This window comes from Nostoc sp., assembly GCF_054880495.1.
Genome location: NZ_JBTYKD010000412.1, coordinates 22,036 through 40,769, shown reverse-complemented (window position 1 = coordinate 40,769; position 18,734 = coordinate 22,036). Strand labels below are relative to the sequence as shown.

Here is an 18,734-nt window from a genome sequence, read left to right as displayed (position 1 = left end):
ATTGGTGAATACCAGCTACAAGGAAGGATTACCTCCACTGGTTCTGAAAGTTGAAAACTTCAATTCATTTTGAATGCTATTGGTATCACTATACAGGTTTGTCACTCTATAATCATTAGTTGAACAGCTAATATCTGGAGATTTTTTTCCTTGATAGCTGACTTCAGTTGATGTACCGAATGAAGCAGATTTCACACATGGCTTATATGGTAATTTTGACAGTGGTTGAGCTGCTGAAATATCATTGAAAAATTTCATAGCTGTGTTCACTTTGATTTCACCTGCACCTTTCCTATTGCAAACAGTGTAAGTTGCTTTTCCTGATGGCAATACCCGAATTATATACTGGCAAGTATTCGTAGAACCGCTATTAATAATAACTCCTGGCTCTTGAATAATTGGAGTTTGTGCAAGTGTTTTTAGGGAGAAAACACATAAAGGTGTAGCTAACAACACTGAAGCCAAGCTAATTTTATAGAAGTTAAAAACTTTCATTGTCACCTCACATTGATTTTTTTAGTTATTTAGACAGGTACTAACTGGTTTGAAATATTTGGTTACAAAAAAATGGGTGTAATATAGCAGTCTGCTCTGATTTTTGAAATTATTTGCGTAGACAGGGAGTGGGCTTGCCGTGAGCGTAGCCGAATGGGAGTGGAGAAGAAGCCTTTTCGGGGTGTACTGATTTTTTTCAAAAATCAAATACGAGTCCTATATAGGTGCTCTATTTAGACGTATCTAGCGGTTCCCCTGAGTACTATAGTCTGATATGACTGTAATTGTCCAAAGAGGGGAGTACGAATAAATCCTGATGTTTTTTCAGTAGTTAAAATTGCATCGGTTTGGACAGTAGTTTCTTTAGTCCCGATAACTAGGTTGATAATTGGTAAAAGGAAGCTTAGTTTGAGTATATTTCCTCCAAATTCAGGGTTTGGTGGTTTGCTAATAATTACCGTCACAAGTGTACCGATATCACTAGCCAACGTCTTAATTTGATCACCACTGAAATGCTGGGAAATCTTTTGAGTTCTGTAATCAAGCTGTGGAACTCCATTGAGAATTGAATACTTGATGTAAGTACCTTCGCCCTGAAGTTCAAACTCATTTGGTCGTTGCACAACAATTGCTTGTGCTGGCTTTGGGGATTTGGTCATCAAAAAAGATAGCAGTGATGTCGTGCTTAAGCCAGTCACAAAGGTGAGACCAGTTTTGATAATTTGACGGCGGGACGAATTGAGGGATATATCTTTAAGGTTAGGGTTCATGATTGCGAAATTCCCGAAAGTAAAATTATTTCTATACAATTATCCCAAAAAAATTATCCGATTGTAGTGACAAACTGATAATTTTTTGGTGATTAGGATAAGCATCTCTTATTTAAGGCTGATCAGTGCTAATCTCTACCATTTGTAAATATCTATTTATCTTTCTAGAAAGATAAATATAAGTTAGAGACCGCGATCGCGTCTATTAACTTTTGCCCATTATACTGATCGTTTTCAACATCAATAAACGTGAGTTGAAGTCCCGCTAGTACTCATAAGTTGATGCTAAAATTTAGATTCAATACCATGAAAATTCATGCTCCCATTTATCTACAAATTTATCAGCGCGAAATAGCGCTTCGATCATCAGTTGTCTAGATTGATCAGCCGCACTCACAATATCAAGGTGACATTTAGTTGTGATTTTTCGCAGATCGTTCAAGGTTAGAAGTAAGTGGGCGGGAAAATTTCCAAGTATGTAACGAAATATAAATTCAGCAGATACGTGACAAATTCGTTATTTTACCAGCTAGCTGTGCTACCATAACAAATTCAAAACATCGAGATTATTCGACAATTAGCTTGACATGATTCCAACAATATGTTGATAATTATAGTTTGTGGAAACTTTACTTCTTAATATAAGCTCTTGGCTAACGTCATTGTCATAGGTGCCCAATGGGGCGATGAAGGAAAAGGTAAAATAACTGACTTACTCAGCCGTTCGGCAGATGTTGTGGTACGTTACCAAGGTGGTGTGAATGCTGGACACACAATTGTAGTCAAAGGTCAGACCTTTAAGCTGCACTTAATTCCCTCTGGTATTTTGTATCCAAATACCGATTGCATAATCGGCTGTGGAACAGTCATTGATCCACAGATTTTGATCGCAGAACTCGACCAACTAAAAGAATTAAATATTTCCACTGACCACCTGCTGATATCTGAGACAGCCCACGTAACCATGCCTTATCATCGGTTGATTGATCAGGCATCCGAAGAACGACGGGGAACCCATAAGATCGGCACAACAGGTCGGGGCATTGGGCCGACTTATGCGGACAAATCTGAACGTATAGGGATTCGGGTTTTAGACTTAATGGACCCCGATGGGCTACGTGAGCAGTTGGAGTGGACGATTAATTATAAAAACGTCATTTTAGAAAAGCTTTACAACTTGCCGCCTCTAGATCCAAAAGAGGTGATTGAACAGTATTTGGGGTATGCAGAACGCTTGCGGCCTTACGTTGTTGATACATCGTTCAAAATATCTGATGCGATTCAACGACGGCGCAATATTTTGTTTGAAGGCGCACAAGGTACGCTCCTGGACTTAGATCACGGAACTTATCCTTATGTCACCTCCTCTAACCCGGTGGCGGGGGGGGCTTGCGTTGGTACAGGGGTAGGCCCGACAATGATTGACCGGGTAATTGGGGTGTCGAAAGCCTATACAACGCGGGTGGGAGAGGGGCCATTTCCCACGGAATTGCATGGAGAGTTGGGAGAATTGTTGTGCGATCGCGGTGCCGAATTTGGCACAACCACCGGACGCAAACGGCGTTGCGGCTGGTTTGATGCCGTGATCGGTCGCTATGCCGTGCGGATTAATGGCATGGATTGTATGGCGCTGACCAAACTGGATGTTCTCGATGAATTAGAGTCAATCCAAGTTTGTGTCGCTTATGACATAGATGGCGATCGCAGCGAATACTTCCCCACCAGTTCCCGTAAATTTGCTAGATGTCGCCCCATCTACAAAAGCTTACCAGGGTGGCAAGTTTCAACAACTGAATGCCGCACCCTAGAAGACTTGCCACCGCAAGCACTGGATTATCTAAAATTCTTAGCCGAATTGATGGAAGTCCCGATCGCGATCGTCTCACTCGGAGCAAGCCGCGATCAAACCATAATTGTTGAAGACCCAATTCACGGTCCCAAACGCGCTTTATTGCATCCCGACGGCACACCTGCTACCCTGCTCAGTGCGTAAATTGGTCATAAGCTAATGACTAATGACAAATGACTAATGACTAATGACAAAGGATAACTTCTATGGCTATTACAGTCGAATCTCTAAAACGTCCAGAAGGCAGCAAGCCCAGAGCTTTGCGTCGTTCAGGACTAATACCTGCCAATTTGTATGGTCATAAAGGTACAGAGTCAATTTCTTTGACCATTGAGGCCAAAACTGTTGAGCGCTTGCTCAAAAGAGCTTCAGTCAACAACACCTTGATTGATTTAAACGTGACTGATGTACCTTGGCGTGGCAAAGCCCTGCTGCGGGAACTTCAGATCCATCCAGCAAAAGGTACCCCTTACCACCTCAGCTTTTTCGCGGTTGCAGGCCACGGCGACACCACTGTAGAAGTTCGGTTCCGTTTTGTGGGAACTGCTATTGGTGTTAAACAAGATGGTGGAGTGTTAGACACCGTAATCACTGAATTGCAAGTGAGTTGTGCGCCAGAAAATATCCCAGATGTAATTGAAATCGATGTCACTAACCTGCAAATGGGAGACAGCTTGAGTATTAGTGATATAGTCTTTCCTGAAGGTGTAACACCTATAGCTGAACCAGAGCGACTTGTTGTCAGCGTTTTGCCACCGCAAATTAGCGCTGAAGATGTTGAGACAGAAACTGAAGCAGCTTCTTAAGCTAGGTAAACTGTGTAATAATTCTTGATGATGCCAGGGGGGAACTCCTGGTTTTTTTGTATTTTAGGACTTACGCAAAACGGCACGCTGTAGGGGCAATTCATATAGCTTTAGCTGACCGCAGGGTATTGCCCCTACCTGAAGAGCATTCTTTTCGGCTATTGTTTGCTTTGCGTAAGTCCTATATTTAAACCGCTTAAGGCGCAGAGAGCGCAAAGGACAGAGATGACAGAAGTGACTCTTCCAGCTTTAATTCAGCAAATGTTGCAGCCGGGATTTTATCCCCATCCAGTAACAGAACCCATTGAACTAATTCAAACCCACATTTCTTATGTGCTGTTAACTGGAGATTATGCTTATAAGCTGAAAAAACCTGTGAATTTTGGCTTTTTGGACTTTTCCACCTTGGAGAAGCGGCAGCATTTTTGTCAGGAAGAGTTGCGGTTAAATCAACGCGGTGCCGGTGAACTATATTTAGAAGTTTTGCCCATAACTTTGGTAGGGGAGAAATACCAGCTAGGGGGAACGGCTGAGGCTGTAGAATACGTGCTGAAGATGCGCCAGTTTCCTCAAGAATCGCTATTAAGTTCACTTTTTGAACAGGGTAATTTAAATGACTCACATTTAGAAGAATTGGGGCGGGTGGTGGCTAAATACCATGCCGAAGCACAGACGAATGATTATATTCGCAGTTTTGGTGAAGTGCCAAAAGTTCGGGCTGCAATTGACGAGAATTATCAGCAAACTGATAAATATATTGGTGGTCCGCAAACTCAGGCGCAATTTCTCGAAACAAAGCAATATACAGATAACTTTTTTGCCGAACGTCCAGAATTATTCGCTAGCAGAATTCAGAACGATTATATTCGTGAAGGTCACGGGGATTTACACCTGAGAAATATTGCGCTGTGGCACGACAAAATCTTGCTGTTTGATTGCATTGAGTTTAATGAGCCGTTTCGCTTTGTCGATGTGATGTATGATGTGGCGTTCACGGTGATGGATTTAGAAGCGCGGCAACGTCAAGATTTAGGTAATGCGTTTTTGAATGCCTACGTAGAGCAAACTGGAGACTGGGAAGGCTTACAGGTGTTGCCTTTGTATTTAAGTCGTCAGGCTTATGTCCGGGCAAAGGTAACTTCATTTTTGCTAGATGATCCGAATGTACCCGCGACGGTAAAGGAAGAAGCAACAAAAACCGCCGGTGACTATTACAAACAGGCTTGGGATTACACTAAAGCAAAGCTGGGACAAGTAATTTTGATGTCCGGGTTGTCGGGTTCTGGTAAAAGTACTACAGCAAGGGGTTTAGCGCGTCAACTGGGAGCAATTCACCTTCGTTCAGATGCGGTGCGGAAACATTTAGGGGGAATTCCTCTGTGGGAAAAGGGTGGCGATGATTTATATACACCGGAGATGACCGAGAAAACTTACACACGGCTGTTAGAATTGGGAATTATACTGGCTAAACAAGGTTTCCCGGTGATTTTGGATGCCAAGTATGATAGACAGCAGTTACGGCAAGATGCGATCGCTCAAGCTACCAAACACCAACTTCCTTTTCAGATTATCCAATGCACAGCACCCCTTGAAGTTCTAAAAGAGCGTTTGAACAATCGCACTGGTGATATTGCTGATGCCACTACCGATTTATTAGCTTCACAAATCAAACAAGCTGAACCTTTCACTGAAGAAGAACAAGCCTACGTAAAGATTTTGGATACAACTCAACCACAACAGGCACAATTAAAATAATTCGTAATTCGTAATTCGTAATTCGTAATTGAATCGAAAATTATGAGTTACGAGTTAGTAATTAGTTAATGGCTTTTTTTACTCTATGGCAGACAAAAAGAACGACTTTTTCAGTATTTCTCCCAGTTTCTTTTCTCAGCTGTTATTTGGGGCATTTTTAATATTTATATTAATAATGACCGGCTCCGCACCAGCCCTGAGCATCTTCTTAGGTATCACCGGGGGTTTCATCTTAAGCTGGATCACAAGTGTAACCAATAATAGCACCGAGGCTCCAACTGTAGCCTCCTCTGATGGTGTCGATACAGCACTGAAATACTGGTTATTTTTCATGCTTGGCTTTGTATATTTGGGGTATCCAGCCCCCATGAGTATCTTGCTAGGTGGAATAGGCGCTTTAGCTGGAGGCTGGATTACTGCTTGGTGGGGAAGTAAGGAACCAACTAGAACTCAGTTGCTAGTTGAAGAGTCAGAAGAGGGCGAAGTTGAACTAACGAACGAGAGGATCAACAAACGGCAAACAAGAAGAGCCGCCCGCCGTTACCGTCGCGGTGCTGGTAATAGTTTCAACTTCAGGTTTTGGGAAAAGTAGTAAGTGGGGAGTGGTAAAGAATTATTTTAACCGTGTCGCTTGCGGAAGTCCTCACCCTAAACTCCTAGTAGGGTGGGGATTATGAGTGGGTGACGAGGATTGTATCTAGTATTGATTTTTTGCTTTGCTTTCAACAGATAATTTTAAAGGGTTTCGTCTTTGAATCGAGCGTGAATCTCATTAATCGAGTGTTCCATTTTGTTCACCATTTTGGGATAACGCATTCTTTGAATGACAAACCACCCAAACCCAGCAACAAAGTACAGTAAGACCAAGTAAGGAAAGATATTGTAAGGTGCTGGTGGCACTGGAAATAGAGTACTACCGGGAATTCCGACAGTACCGAGAACAGGAATCATCATAAAAACTACGCCTAAGACTGAAAACAAGATATCCATTGGGCGGAGTTTTTTAATCCGATACAAGTAAATTGGAGCAGCAATTGAAACCAAAATATATACAACTAAGAAACCATATGTGCAAAGTGTTCCTGTGTAACCCAAAATTTCAAAAGGCTTGATGCCAAACAGGTTCAACGCACTCGGGACTATAAATGTAATCAAGGAACACAGGGCAATTGCCGTGTGGGGTGTCAAGTTAGAATTATGGGCTTTACCTAGAGAATTGTGAAACAAACCATCTCGTGCCATCATGAACACTATCCTGGCTGCGGGATTGATACAAGCAAGAGTACAACTGAAGAAGCTCAATAATGCACCAATACTAACTAACGTTCCCAATAAGCCCACACCTGCTTGATTTGCCAAAAATGTAAGTGGCTCCTCGGTTTTACCCAAGTCTACAGAGCTACCACTAAAGCCCAGTACTTCCACATACGCCATGAACATGAAAAATACACCAGACCATATTGTGCTTTGGAGCAAAGATTTGGGAATATTTTTCAGTGGTTTTTTAGCTTCATCTCCTAAAGACGTAGCACTTTCAAAACCCGAAAAACCAAACACAACTAGGACAATTCCTAGCGAGATGCCACCAGGGGTAGCTCCTTTAAGGCTCAGTTGGGACAGATCAATTGCAAAGCCCTTGTGCGCCCAAACAATCATCCCCAACAATAAAATTGAAACTACAGAGATGCCTTCAAGTACCAGCATCATTTTTGCTGATAACTGAATATCTTTATAACCCACATACCAAGCCAGACCTGTCCCCAGTGCAAACAGTGTTAAAGTATGCGTGTGTATGCCAATATGACCCAGCAAAGATTCACCAAAAATTGCAAAGCCAGATAAGGTTGATATCCCAGTAAATAAATAACCCAGAATCAGACCCCAGGCAGACAAAATACCTGCTGTAGAACCTAAACCTTTGACAATATACGAATACAGCGAACCTGGAGAAGCTGAACGCCGCGCAAATTGGTTAATGTTGATAGCGACAAATAACAGCCCAATCATCCCTAACAAGAAACTCAGCCAAGTTCCGTTACCTGAACTGGCGAATATTAAACCTAAATTAGCGGCGGGTGTTGTCGTGGGGGCAATCACTGCTACTGATTGTGCAAACACTTCCCCATAGGAAAGACATTCTTTTTTTAAGCCATGAGCGCTCTGATTGATTTTTAGCTCGATTTCTTGAGTCATGTACTATCTCTACTCACTATATATTTGAATACGGCAGGCACGGGACTAAAACCTAAAACTAAGTTGAATAGGTACTGACTACAAAATGCTGATTTCACTTTATGAAATCTCACTAATAAGAGCAAATATTCTTTATTATCAAATAGATAAATAAATTTTATTAACTACTCATTAGCTTATAGCGGTTCTCGCTTGAGTGAGGTACAAGAAGCCCACCCCGCAAGCGAGGAAGGGACTATGATGTATCTCATGTGATTAGGAAACGCTATAGATCACCTTATTTAAGTAAGCTTAAAACTAAGAGAATACTTCTGGGTTAAGGACAAAAGCAGAGTAAAGTGATATTTTTTAACCGAGAAGTATTGACTCCCCACGATGTTTTTATATCTATCTAAATTACTGCCACTATTTTTTTATCCACTAGGATTAGCCTGTGTCAGCTTGGTTGTAGCATTAGTAACATTGTGGAAACGACCGCGTACTGCGGCGATCGCAATTGCTTTTGCCCTAACTTTATTGCTATTTTGTAGTAATGGTTGGATTGCTAAATCATTAGTGCGATCGCTAGAATGGCAAAATCTCCCACCTGCCCAAATACCAGTAGCAGAAGCAATTGTGGTTTTGGGTGGCGCAACTAAATCAGCTTTTCCCCCAAGACCGACTGTAGATTTGAGTGAAGCAGGCGATCGCGTGATTTATGCCGCACAACTATATCGTCAAAAAAAAGCGCCTATAATCATTTTGAGCGGAGGTCGCATTGATTGGCGTGGAGGTGGTTCACCAGAGTCGGCAGATATGGCAACAATACTTACATCTATTGGTATTCCATCTGAGGCGATTGTCCAAGAACCTGAATCTCTGAATACTTATCAAAATGCTGTAAATGTCCGAAAAATTTTGTCATCTCGTGGCATTCATCAGGTATTATTAGTTACTTCCGCAATCCACATGCCGCGATCGCTTCAGATTTTCCAGCGTCAAGGAATTAATGTAATTCCTGCACCGACTGACTTTCTTGTGAGTGAAGGTGAGTTGCAAGAACTCGGCAGCACTCCCAAAGCCGCTATACTAAATTTATTACCTGATACCGACAACTTACACCAATTTACCAGCGCTTTAAAAGAGTACATTGGTTCTTTTGTCTACCGCTTACGGGGTTGGCTTTAATAAAGTTATGAGTTGTTAGAAAGTTAGGAGTTAAGTAGGAAGGCACAATTAAATATAAGATAAAACCTCACCCTCAATCCCTCTCCGTGAGTTCGGAGAGGGAAGCCGGAGGCAGAGTAAGGTTTTATATTTAATTTGACCCACTTACTTAGGAGTTATGAGTTATTAATTATAAACTAGGGTAATTGCCTGAATTCAAAACTCCATATTCCGTACAGACGCGATTAATCGCGTCTCTCCCCACTCAATTAACATTATGTCTAAAAATTTACCTTACATTATGCCATCCCCTCAACCTCAAGTTGAGGAAGCTTTTGCCTCTTACCAAACAACCCACCAATTTTACCACGAAGTTCGCTCACGGTCAGAGTTTCAGCGTTATTGTGAATGGTATTATACAACAGCAGAACAGCACCGCCAAGAGCTTAAAAGAATGCGCGGCGAACTGAATATTTTTCAGTGTTTTCGCCGCAGATGAGTGATTTAGATGACTTCTAACTCATTTTCACGTAAATGGCTTTTAAACTTTTTACTAAACTGGACTACAATCGGCAAATTAGCGCTTACCGGTCTGTCTCGCCATTGGGTGGCAATACCTATAACATCGCCTTCTGTGCCTTTGATGTCAAAAGGCTGATTGCGATGTTCAGGATGATGATACACTACTACCGAATCTTTAACGCGGACGCGATCGCCAACTTTCATAAGAACATTTACACCTAGCATTTGCTTTTCCACAAGTATCTGCTACAAAATATATGATTAAATCGCTTAGAATTTGATTTAATCAGCTATTTCTTGACGCTTCATCGGGGTGCAACGGCGCATTTAACCCTCTGCGTCCAGGCACGTCTTAGCAATCCGTGCGTACTTTTTTAAGTTTTTTGCCGCGTTAATACCTATCGCCCTTACCCTCTGTGTTTACCCCAAAAGCAGGGAAATGCAAAGAAATAAGCCGATATCAGATATGCTTAATATTGTGACAAGATATCTAACCCTTTTATCTTCACTCTCTGATGTTCCCCAGGTCAACTCTCTCACCAATTTTCGTGCATGGCACAGGCGCTGTTACAAGTATATATTTTTGCTCTATATAATCTCCTCTTCACCGCCCCATCTCCCCCAGCTCAAAAATAGCACTCATTCATCTGTGGCTCGTCCACTCAAATTTGCAATCATCAATACCAATTCAGTAAGATCAATCGGTTTAGCTAGATGTCTTTGGAAACCAGCATCAATCGCCTTTTGCCGCTCTTGCTCGGTGGCATAGGCAGTGATTGCTGCTGCTGGAATTTGTCCCCCAGCTTTAGCCTCAAGCTCTCTAACTTGATGAATCAGGGAGAAACCATCTTCCTCTGGCATCCCGATATCTGCTAGAAGCACATCATATTTGCCAGGAGATTCAGTTAGAGCCGCGATCACTTCCCTTGCCGATGTAACAACCAGTACTTCAGCCCCAAAATCTTCTAACATCCGCTTGATTAACTCGCGGCTGTCCGCTTGATCATCTACAGCTATGATGCATAATCCTTCAAGGATAAGGGATTCAGTCTTACCATCTAATGTGTCCAGAGTCTCCGACAAAACGCTCGGCTCTAAATAAGTTGGCGGTGTAATCTTCGGTGGCATTGAGTGCAGAGGCACTCTGATGGTGATCCTGGTTCCTTTTCCCTCGCCTGGACTCTGTGCTTGAACTGTTCCACCGTGAAGTTCGACAAGATGACGGACAATTGACAAGCCCAATCCAAGTCCCTGACCAGTTTTACTGCTGCTGGAATCTCCTTGGCGGAAGCGATCAAAAACATACGGCAGCAAGTCTGCCCGGATGCCAATTCCTGTGTCGCTGACTTGAATTTGGGCGTGACTATCTACAGCTTAGAGGATGATTCCCACTCGCCCATCGGCTGGAGTGAACTTATGGCAAGCTCTCAAGAAACCTCTCAAAAATCAACTTTTCTCTTCTTTACAAGCTTTACGCGAGCGCATCCAAGAAATATTCGACCAACTTACATTTGAGCAGGTAATTTCTCTCTCTTCTTATAACTTTATCCTGGAAGCTCTTTTCTATGCAGCTTCATATTAAATTGGTATAACTCCTGTACAGACGCGATTAATCGCGTCTCTCCAAACTAGAGGCGATTAATCGCGTCTCTCCAAACTCCTAACTCATTTGCCGTTGAGCTTCGTACAACATTAAAGCAGCTGCGATCGCTACATTCAAAGATTCTACCCCAGGACTCAAAGGAATTCTAACGTGCTGATCTGCGATCGCTGCTAAATCTGCCGACAATCCAGCACCTTCATTTCCGAGTAAAATCAGAGTGGGTTTTCGCCAGTCCATTTCCCAATAAGTTAAAGTCGCAGTGGGTAAGGTTGCTACTACCTGCATTCCTGCCTGCTGACTTTGTTGGACTGTAGCTTTTAAATCTTTGCTTACGGCTGTTGCTAGACGAAACCATTGTCCTGCTGAAGCACGGAGAACTTTGGGACTGTCTAAATCTACACTATCTCTACTTACCCACAAACCCGATGCTCCAGCAGCAGCAGCAGTGCGGATCATCGTACCCAGGTTCCCCGGATCTTGCACCGTTTCTAAAGCAAGCACTAAACCAGTAAATGGTATTTGAGTTTGGTCAACACTTCGTTTTGCCGTTGCCACCACACCATCTGGTTGGACTGTAGTAGCGATCACATCCAAGACTTCTCTACTGACAATTTCGGCGCGATCGCATTGGCTACAAGCTTCCTCCCACAGCGAAAGGTTGGCTGCTTGCCAATCTGGGGTACAACACACTGTTTCTAGTGGGTAATTCACCGCACAAGCTTCTTCTAACAGGTGCGTCCCTTCTAGCAAAAATAACTGCTGCTTGTGCCGGTCTTTGGTGGAATGGAGTTTGCGAATTTGCTTAACTAGGGAATTTTGTAAACTGGTCAACACGATTTTAGATTTTGGATTTTAGATTTTAGATTAATTCAAAAGATGCTCGCAGACTCGCTAACGCTGCGCTATCGGCAATCTAAAATCCAAAATTGATATGCGGAACCCGGGACTTGAACCCGGAAGCCTTGCGGCACTAGAACCTGAATCTAGCGCGTCTGCCATTCCGCCAGTTCCGCTAGCGATTATCTTTATTCACAATTTCCTATTATTGTATAATTTTTTATTTTTGTCAAGTTAAAATATCACGCCTCGTTAAAAGTCTCAAACTAGAAGCGAGTTTTTCCGGGCATAGGTCGAGTCAAAATATTAACTCACCATTACAGCATTGATTTTTAGAGGACACTTAAGTTATTTTACTGAGTATTTAATTTTGCTTAAAACCACTACTTCTTGGTGATTCTTTGTTAAAATTTTCAAAAGCTCATAAAGCTTACTATTGCTTCTTTTCAGCCCGAATTATTCATCAAAAAAACAATTTTTTTATGCAACATCTCGCCCGAAAACGTGGACAAATTGAATCTTTACTGTAGAATCAAAACCAACTTCAAACATATAAAATACGTATTACTTTTGGAGGTAGGCTTATTAATCCTTCTACCAGCTTACCAGATGCCAAATTTGCTCCAAAAGCAGACTCCTCAGTCTTGCAAATTTGGGGTGGGCATCCTTTGCGAGGTCATGTGAAAATTAGCGGGGCAAAAAATGCAGCACTGGTAATCATGGCTGGAGCCTTGCTGTGTCCGGGTGATTGTCGCATCCGCAATGTCCCCTTATTGGCGGACGTAGAGCGGATGGCTCAGGTGTTATTGGCTTTGGGTGTACGCTTAACACGCCAAGGTGATATTTTAGACATCAACGCCAGTGAAATTAAAACATCAAAAGCTCCCTACGAACTAGTTACCCAGTTGAGGGCGAGTTTTTTCGCCATTGGAGCCATTCTCGCCAGATTGGGAGTAGCACAGATGCCCTTACCAGGGGGTTGTGCTATTGGAGCAAGACCAGTTGACTTGCATGTGCGGGGACTGCAAGCAATGGGGGCTGAGGTACAGATTGAGCATGGCATTTGTAATGCCTACGTCCCTGGCAGCAGCCGGAGATTAAAAGGTGCGAAGATTTACTTAGACATTGCCAGCGTCGGAGCCACGGAAAACTTGATGATGGCGGCTACCCTGGCAGAGGGCGAAACGATCATCGAAAATGCTGCCAGAGAGCCAGAAGTAGTTGATTTAGCTAACTTCTGTAACGCGATGGGAGCCAAGATTAAGGGAGCGGGGACTAGCAGGATTATTATCGAAGGAGTCCCCAAGTTGCATTCTGTTGACTACACTATAATTCCCGATCGCATTGAGGCCGGGACGTTTTTGTTAGCAGCAGCAATTACCCGCTCAGAACTTACCCTCTCACCGGTGGCTCCAGAACATCTTGTACCAGTGATTGCCAAATTGCGGGATATTGGGGTGACAATAATTGAGGACAAGCCTGAACACTTACGCATTCTGCCAGCGCAAACCCTCAAGGCAACGGATATTGAAACTCAATACCATCCAGGTTTTCCCACAGATATGCAAGCGCCGTTCATGGCTTTGCTGACATTAGCGGAAGGCGACAGCGTGATTAACGAATCCGTCTTTGAAAATCGCTTGCGTCATGCCTCAGAGTTGAATCGCTTGGGGGCAGATATTCGTGTCAAAGGCAACGCTGCTTTCGTTCGCGGAGTACCGAAGCTTTCTGGCGCACCAGTATTAGGCACAGACTTACGAGCATCGGCAGCGCTAGTCATAGCAGGACTGGCGGCAGAAGGACAAACCACAATTCAGGGATTACAGCACCTTGATCGCGGCTATGATCGACTCGATGTGAAGTTGCAGCAATTGGGAGCTAAAATCCTGCGTGTGGGCGAAACATCACCAGATGCAGAAATCGCTCCCAGCATCACTAGTTTGTCAAGTTGAAATTGCTCGGTTGAGACTGACAAGGGAGACAAGGGAGACAAGGTAAAATTTTCTCCCCCTGCTCCCCTGATGCTCTGCCCCATACTTAAATCGTTATACTAACTATGGGAGGCTGTTAAAACCAGCCAGATTCCATAGTTGTGTTTTTTATAGCTTGCTGCACCATGTCTTTCATCAAAACCCCGCTGATTGGTTTAAAAGCTGACTCATTTCGTCATCCATTAGACCTGGAAGCTACCACAGCGCTCAAGCAGATACCAGGCATAGATATGTTGGTGCGAAATTGGCTCGGGCCAATGGCAGAGCAGCTTTTCTATGTAGAAAATATTGCCTCCAGCGTTCTGGTGGGTGAAAAGCAACTGCCCGATTTATACAAGCTGTTGTTAGATGCCTGTAAAATCCTAGATATAGAGCCTCCCCAGTTGTACGTCCGGCAACATCCGGCTCCCAATGCTTATACTTTTGCTGTGCGGGGTAAGCAGCCCTTTGTTGTGCTACACACTTCCCTAATTGATATTCTCACACCAGAGGAAATACAGGCAGTAATTGCCCACGAGTTGGGGCATCTTAAGTGTGACCATAGCGTTTACTTGACTCCTGTAAATTTATTAATATTAGCTGCGGCGATTGTGCCCAATGTCGGAACCTTCGTTGCTCAAGCGATACAGGCACAGCTTTTAGAATGGGTACGCTGTGCTGAGTTTACCTGTGATCGCGCCGCATTACTAGCAACCCAAGACCCGAAAGTTGTCATGTCAGTGTTGATGAAGCTGGCGGGTGGTTCCCCCACCTTAGCGCCACAGCTGAATCTTGACGCCTTTGTTGCCCAAGCCCGCGCTTACGATGATATTAGCAAGACTGAACTAGGCGAAATGGTCAAAGCTGTCCGCACAGCCGAATTAACCCATCCAGTGCCAGTGTTGCGGGCGCGAGAAATTGACCGATGGGCAAGTAGCACAGAATATCAAACTCTGTTACACAGTCACGGACTGAAGTCTACTAATGAAGTTACACCCAAAGGCGGATGGCGCAATTGGTAGAACTATTAATCACAACCACTTTTATAATTTTTAGTGAATAGCACGCGTAGAGTTTACCGTAAGTAGTAAGCGAACTTGAGGAAATGCGATCGCGCGATCGTGCTTCCTGGAGTTTTTAAGGTAAGCTGTAGGCGATCGCTTAACTAAATCGCTGTAAGTCCGCCACTGACCTGAGTACAGGTTCAGTGGCGGGATGGCGCGGCAATGACGAAACCATCCTCGACCAATATCAACCGCAGGTTGATTCGGGAGCGAGATGTTTGAGGAATTGCCAAAATATTTGTGGAATAATGTTACTACAATATCTATATAATGGTAATGCAGCGATGAATATTAGAGCAGAAGGTATCAGAATGCTGTCCTCCTCTGGGACGGGGGAGGCTAACGCCAGTGGAGAGGATGTAAGACCAATTCGCGGACGCAAATCCAAGATGCGGCAATCCTCCGTGAAACTGGAAGCCCACACTCTACCGTCAGGTCAGTGTGGGTAGTTCACTTATGTCTACCTACTTATCCAACAACGATCGCTTTCAACCCATAAATCTCTTTGAGTACGAAAAGTTAGCAAAAGACCATCTGTCTCAAATGACACTTGATTACTATAGTAGTGGTGCTTGGGATGAAATCACATTGCAAGATAATCATGCTGCCTTTGAGCGAGTCAAACTGCGACCTCGGATATTAGTCGATGTTAGCGAGCGCAATCTAACTACCTCCATTTTAGGACAACCCCTGCAACTACCTTTATTAATTGCGCCGATGGCTTTTCAATGTCTAGCCCATCCAGACGGAGAAGTTGCTACGGCTCTAGCTGCAGCATCAGCTGGTGTGGGCATGGTTTTAAGTACAATGGCAACAAAGAGCATTGAAGAAGTAGCGACTGCATCTGATAAATTTCCAGATTCTCTGCGATGGTTCCAGCTTTACATCCATAAAGATCGGGGATTAACTCGCGCCTTGGTAGAAAAAGCCTATAAAGCAGGCTACAAAGCACTTTGTCTAACTGTAGATGCACCTGTTCTCGGACAGAGGGAGAGAGATAGACGTAACGAGTTTGCCTTACCTCCAGACTTACATCTGGCTAATCTCGCCACCATCTCAGGGCTAGATATTCCCCATGAAAAAGCCGAATCTGGGTTATTTACTTATTTTGCCCAACAGCTAAACCCAGCAGTAACTTGGCACGATTTAGAATGGTTACAGTCTTTATCTCCACTACCTTTAGTCATCAAAGGAATTTTACGGGGAGATGACGCTGTTCGGGCTGTAGAATATGGAGCCAAAGCAATAGTTGTTTCCAATCATGGTGGCAGACAACTCGATGGTGCGATCGCTTCTTTAGATGCCCTAACTGAAATACTAGCAGCAGTGGATGGTAAAGTAGAAGTAGTGTTGGATGGCGGCATTCGTAGGGGTACAGACATTCTCAAAGCTTTGGCATTAGGAGCAAAAGCGGTATTGATCGGACGACCCATTTTGTGGGGACTAGCAGTAGCAGGACAAGTCGGTGTATCTCATGTCATCTCACTACTACAAGATGAGTTAAATCTGGCAATGGCACTTAGCGGCTGTGCAAAACTAGAGGATATTGACCCTAGTTTATTGAGGCTGCCACGCCTTTAAGCCTTAGAATGGTCAGAAATATTATTCCAACAAAACTTTGAGAATTAATTTGCAGACTTGTTACAAAATCCCTCAAATAGAGTATAATAGTTAAGATTGGATATAAGGGCGGGTGGCGGAATTGGTAGACGCACCACACTCAAAATGTGGCGGCCTTGCGGTCATAGGAGTTCGATTCTCCTCCTGCCCACTACCAAACAAGTACTAGATGGGTGAAAAAATTATGCGCCTAAAAAGATGGGAATCTCCCCGCAAAGAAGGCAGGAATGAGAAAGGTAGAGGCGGTTCTGCAAGGAAGCGTCAACTCAAAAAGCAAAGGCAAATGTTACGGCAAAGACTCAAGGAAAGTAACAAACTAGACAATCACAAAAATAATAGAGCAGGGGAAGATAAGTTTATCTTCCCCTTCTTTTTTGGGCTTTTATTTCAGAAAAAAATAAATTGTAGGGATTTTTCAATACATAGACTAAATTAAATATGTAATAAATTTGCAAATTCATCAGAAAAAATTATTAGCCATTCTTTAACATATACTAATTCAATTGAAACTCCTAAGCGCATACTTACGTATAAAAAACTCCACCCACTCAAGGGAATTGAGTTTTTGGGCATGGGGAAGAAGCTACCTGTTTGGCCCATGCCCTATGCCCCAAGGGTTGGGGCGGCTATCCCTCTCCACCCACTTAAGGGAATTGAGTTTACCACAGCTTTCAATAAAAATCATCAGGCTGAGTGTCTGGTATTTTACTTCGCAATTTAATTTATATTTGTAGTAAATATTACCCACGTAAAATAGATATCCATCGGAACTTATGCCAATTGTAATGTTTGCAGGAAGAAATCAACAATTAATTATGAAGGAAGTATGAATTTTGCCAAGCAACGTCTAAAATGCCTAGCTTAAAACAGTAAGCTAGGATACAGCAGCAAATAATTCTAATTTTAGTATTACCGATTAAGCTAAAAGTATACTAAGAAGGCAATTGCACCTCCATGTGTTAACTTCCAAGGATGACACAAGCCTACAAAAAGTCAGGAGTCATCTGATCTGAATTATTTAATATTCGGAATGGTCTAGGTAATGTATGGGTTTTTTTCTTGGACACAGGAGTTATTGATGGTGGCAAGAGTGCTTCTACCTACTAAAAAAGTGCTTGATTTTCCGATTACTGCTTTACGCTTTGACGAGCAAGTACAAACAATACTTAAGTGGTCGATTCGGCATGAGAGTAAAACTGTATACGTAGCTAATGTACACATGCTCATTGAAGCTCATTGGAATCCAGAGTTTGCCAACATATTACGAAATGCAGATATAGTTACTCCTGATGGTATGCCTCTTGTATGGATGATGCGAAAGATGGGAGCGCTTTACCAAGACCGTGTGGCAGGGATGGATATTTTACTAGCATTGTGTCAGCTAACTCAAACAGAAAATCTTAGTATTTTCTTTCTAGGTTCCCAAACAGAAATTCTTTCTAAGATGCAAACAAGGTTAGAGAAGGAATTTCCGCAGGTGAAGATTGCGGCGATGGAACCTCTGCCCTTTCGTCCCCTGAGTGAAACTGAAGACGAAGCTTTAGTTCAAAAGATTAATTCTAGTGGTGCTAGCACGGTCTTAGTATCTCTGGGATGTCCTAAGCAAGAAAATTGGATAGCTCAACATAAGGGTCAGATACAGGCTGTAATGATTGGACTGGGTGGAGTTTTCCCAGTTTATGCAGGAATTCACAAGCGAGCACCCCGCATAGTTCGAGACTTAGGACTTGAATGGCTGTATCGATGGATTCAAGAACCGCGCCGCCTTTGCGGTCGCTATGCTAAGACCATTCCACTATTTATATGGCTGGCTACTAAGCAACTACTATCATCAAGTCGGATTGCAGCAGTCTTCCTTCACGAGACTGGGGAGTGAACTACTCAGACTTGCCTAAGGCTAAAGTTGATCGCTCCCAATTCATCGGGAATAGCCATCAATTACTCCGTAGTTTTTTTGGTCTTACATTCCCTCCTCTTGTCAGGAGTCCTGGTTCCCAAGACCCAAATATTTTACCCTGAGCGAAGTCGTTGGCGTTCACGTTAGCGTCTCTGAAAGAGAAGCCTCTCGTTGGTGCAGCCTCTCGTTGGTGCAGCCTCTCGTTGG

General features: G+C 43.2%; 19 protein-coding genes and 2 tRNA genes. 14 read left to right on the top strand and 7 right to left on the bottom strand.

The features are described 5' to 3' along the window. Positions 1–15: 15 nt before the first annotated feature. Together ACYTXL_RS34775 and ACYTXL_RS34770 are read right to left on the bottom strand one after the other, a co-directional pair. On the bottom strand, positions 16–495 hold the full coding sequence (locus ACYTXL_RS34775; RefSeq protein WP_461928545.1) for a hypothetical protein: 480 nt from the start codon (positions 493–495) through the stop codon (positions 16–18). Positions 496–728: 233 nt separating this feature from the next. Continuing rightward, positions 729–1,265 (bottom strand): hypothetical protein, encoded by a 537-nt coding sequence (locus tag ACYTXL_RS34770; RefSeq protein ID WP_461928544.1) that lies wholly within the window; start codon positions 1,263–1,265, stop codon positions 729–731. Positions 1,266–1,914: 649 nt separating this feature from the next. On the opposite strand from ACYTXL_RS34770, the gene ACYTXL_RS34765 reads away from it, so the two are divergent. From ACYTXL_RS34765 to ACYTXL_RS34750, 4 genes are all read left to right on the top strand, one after another. Continuing rightward, on the top strand, positions 1,915–3,258 hold the full coding sequence (locus ACYTXL_RS34765; protein ID WP_461928543.1) for an adenylosuccinate synthase: 1,344 nt from the start codon (positions 1,915–1,917) through the stop codon (positions 3,256–3,258). A gap of 62 nt (positions 3,259–3,320) precedes the next feature. Then, positions 3,321–3,920 carry a 50S ribosomal protein L25/general stress protein Ctc gene (locus tag ACYTXL_RS34760; protein WP_461928542.1) on the top strand — a complete coding sequence of 200 codons (600 nt, stop codon included), beginning with the start codon at positions 3,321–3,323 and terminating at the stop codon, positions 3,918–3,920. A 225-nt stretch (positions 3,921–4,145) separates the two neighbouring features. Then, positions 4,146–5,675 carry a bifunctional aminoglycoside phosphotransferase/ATP-binding protein gene (locus ACYTXL_RS34755; RefSeq protein ID WP_461928541.1) on the top strand — a complete coding sequence of 510 codons (1,530 nt, stop codon included), beginning with the start codon at positions 4,146–4,148 and terminating at the stop codon, positions 5,673–5,675. Between the two features lie 85 nt (positions 5,676–5,760). Continuing rightward, positions 5,761–6,267, top strand: a complete 507-nt coding sequence (locus tag ACYTXL_RS34750; protein ID WP_461928540.1) for a hypothetical protein — start codon at positions 5,761–5,763, stop codon at positions 6,265–6,267. A gap of 143 nt (positions 6,268–6,410) precedes the next feature. Here the strand turns inward: ACYTXL_RS34750 and ACYTXL_RS34745 are convergent, their stop codons facing one another. Next, positions 6,411–7,868: an APC family permease gene (locus tag ACYTXL_RS34745; RefSeq protein WP_461928539.1), complete on the bottom strand. Its 1,458-nt coding sequence runs from the start codon at positions 7,866–7,868 to the stop codon at positions 6,411–6,413. Positions 7,869–8,243: 375 nt separating this feature from the next. Here ACYTXL_RS34745 and ACYTXL_RS34740 point away from each other — a divergent pair, with 375 nt between their 5' ends. Continuing rightward, positions 8,244–9,035, top strand: a complete 792-nt coding sequence (locus ACYTXL_RS34740; protein WP_461928538.1) for a YdcF family protein — start codon at positions 8,244–8,246, stop codon at positions 9,033–9,035. Between the two features lie 256 nt (positions 9,036–9,291). Then, on the top strand, positions 9,292–9,513 hold the full coding sequence (locus tag ACYTXL_RS34735) for a hypothetical protein (protein WP_461928537.1): 222 nt from the start codon (positions 9,292–9,294) through the stop codon (positions 9,511–9,513). A gap of 5 nt (positions 9,514–9,518) precedes the next feature. Here the strand turns inward: ACYTXL_RS34735 and ACYTXL_RS34730 are convergent, their stop codons facing one another. After that, positions 9,519–9,740, bottom strand: coding sequence for a ferredoxin-thioredoxin reductase variable chain (locus tag ACYTXL_RS34730; RefSeq protein WP_334911341.1), 222 nt, complete (start codon positions 9,738–9,740; stop codon positions 9,519–9,521). A gap of 435 nt (positions 9,741–10,175) precedes the next feature. Beyond that, on the bottom strand, positions 10,176–10,889 hold the full coding sequence (locus ACYTXL_RS34725) for a response regulator (protein ID WP_461928557.1): 714 nt from the start codon (positions 10,887–10,889) through the stop codon (positions 10,176–10,178). Positions 10,890–10,917: 28 nt separating this feature from the next. Between ACYTXL_RS34725 and ACYTXL_RS34720 the strand changes: the two genes are divergently transcribed. Further along, positions 10,918–11,118, top strand: coding sequence for a hypothetical protein (locus ACYTXL_RS34720; protein WP_461928536.1), 201 nt, complete (start codon positions 10,918–10,920; stop codon positions 11,116–11,118). 78 nt (positions 11,119–11,196) lie between these two features. On the opposite strand, the gene ACYTXL_RS34715 is transcribed toward ACYTXL_RS34720, so the two are convergent. Beyond that, a complete protein-coding gene (locus ACYTXL_RS34715) occupies positions 11,197–11,973 on the bottom strand; it encodes a TrmH family RNA methyltransferase (protein WP_461928535.1) in 777 nt (258 codons plus the stop codon). 98 nt (positions 11,974–12,071) lie between these two features. After that, a tRNA-Leu gene (locus tag ACYTXL_RS34710) sits at positions 12,072–12,152 on the bottom strand. A 408-nt stretch (positions 12,153–12,560) separates the two neighbouring features. On the opposite strand from ACYTXL_RS34710, the gene murA reads away from it, so the two are divergent. The 7 genes from murA (at position 12,561) to ACYTXL_RS34675 (ending at position 18,506) form a co-directional block, all read left to right on the top strand. Next, on the top strand, positions 12,561–13,928 hold the full coding sequence (gene murA, locus ACYTXL_RS34705; protein ID WP_461928556.1) for a UDP-N-acetylglucosamine 1-carboxyvinyltransferase: 1,368 nt from the start codon (positions 12,561–12,563) through the stop codon (positions 13,926–13,928). A gap of 164 nt (positions 13,929–14,092) precedes the next feature. Beyond that, positions 14,093–14,968, top strand: coding sequence for a M48 family metallopeptidase (locus tag ACYTXL_RS34700; RefSeq protein WP_461928534.1), 876 nt, complete (start codon positions 14,093–14,095; stop codon positions 14,966–14,968). Positions 14,969–15,258: 290 nt separating this feature from the next. Further along, positions 15,259–15,459: a hypothetical protein gene (locus ACYTXL_RS34695; RefSeq protein ID WP_461928533.1), complete on the top strand. Its 201-nt coding sequence runs from the start codon at positions 15,259–15,261 to the stop codon at positions 15,457–15,459. A gap of 7 nt (positions 15,460–15,466) precedes the next feature. Continuing rightward, positions 15,467–16,591 (top strand): alpha-hydroxy acid oxidase, encoded by a 1,125-nt coding sequence (locus ACYTXL_RS34690; protein WP_461928532.1) that lies wholly within the window; start codon positions 15,467–15,469, stop codon positions 16,589–16,591. 106 nt (positions 16,592–16,697) lie between these two features. Next, positions 16,698–16,781, top strand: a tRNA-Leu gene (locus ACYTXL_RS34685). 33 nt (positions 16,782–16,814) lie between these two features. Next, positions 16,815–17,066, top strand: coding sequence for a hypothetical protein (locus tag ACYTXL_RS34680; protein WP_461928555.1), 252 nt, complete (start codon positions 16,815–16,817; stop codon positions 17,064–17,066). A gap of 642 nt (positions 17,067–17,708) precedes the next feature. Then, positions 17,709–18,506, top strand: coding sequence for a WecB/TagA/CpsF family glycosyltransferase (locus tag ACYTXL_RS34675; protein WP_461928554.1), 798 nt, complete (start codon positions 17,709–17,711; stop codon positions 18,504–18,506). The last annotated feature ends 228 nt before the right edge of the window (positions 18,507–18,734 follow it).

Bases quoted from the DNA above. Each gene is read 5' to 3' on its own strand.
- ACYTXL_RS34775 (WP_461928545.1), bottom strand. From the start codon at position 495: ATGAAAGTTTTTAACTTCTATAAAATTAGCTTGGCTTCAGTGTTGTTA.
- ACYTXL_RS34770 (WP_461928544.1), bottom strand. From the start codon at position 1,265: ATGAACCCTAACCTTAAAGATATATCCCTCAATTCGTCCCGCCGTCAA.
- ACYTXL_RS34760 (WP_461928542.1), top strand. From the start codon at position 3,321: ATGGCTATTACAGTCGAATCTCTAAAACGTCCAGAAGGCAGCAAGCCC.
- ACYTXL_RS34755 (WP_461928541.1), top strand. From the start codon at position 4,146: ATGACAGAAGTGACTCTTCCAGCTTTAATTCAGCAAATGTTGCAGCCG.
- ACYTXL_RS34750 (WP_461928540.1), top strand. From the start codon at position 5,761: ATGGCAGACAAAAAGAACGACTTTTTCAGTATTTCTCCCAGTTTCTTT.
- ACYTXL_RS34745 (WP_461928539.1), bottom strand. From the start codon at position 7,868: ATGACTCAAGAAATCGAGCTAAAAATCAATCAGAGCGCTCATGGCTTA.
- ACYTXL_RS34740 (WP_461928538.1), top strand. From the start codon at position 8,244: ATGTTTTTATATCTATCTAAATTACTGCCACTATTTTTTTATCCACTA.
- ACYTXL_RS34735 (WP_461928537.1), top strand. From the start codon at position 9,292: ATGTCTAAAAATTTACCTTACATTATGCCATCCCCTCAACCTCAAGTT.
- ACYTXL_RS34730 (WP_334911341.1), bottom strand. From the start codon at position 9,740: ATGAAAGTTGGCGATCGCGTCCGCGTTAAAGATTCGGTAGTAGTGTAT.
- ACYTXL_RS34720 (WP_461928536.1), top strand. From the start codon at position 10,918: ATGATTCCCACTCGCCCATCGGCTGGAGTGAACTTATGGCAAGCTCTC.
- ACYTXL_RS34700 (WP_461928534.1), top strand. From the start codon at position 14,093: ATGTCTTTCATCAAAACCCCGCTGATTGGTTTAAAAGCTGACTCATTT.
- ACYTXL_RS34695 (WP_461928533.1), top strand. From the start codon at position 15,259: ATGTTACTACAATATCTATATAATGGTAATGCAGCGATGAATATTAGA.
- ACYTXL_RS34690 (WP_461928532.1), top strand. From the start codon at position 15,467: ATGTCTACCTACTTATCCAACAACGATCGCTTTCAACCCATAAATCTC.
- ACYTXL_RS34680 (WP_461928555.1), top strand. From the start codon at position 16,815: ATGCGCCTAAAAAGATGGGAATCTCCCCGCAAAGAAGGCAGGAATGAG.
- ACYTXL_RS34675 (WP_461928554.1), top strand. From the start codon at position 17,709: ATGGTGGCAAGAGTGCTTCTACCTACTAAAAAAGTGCTTGATTTTCCG.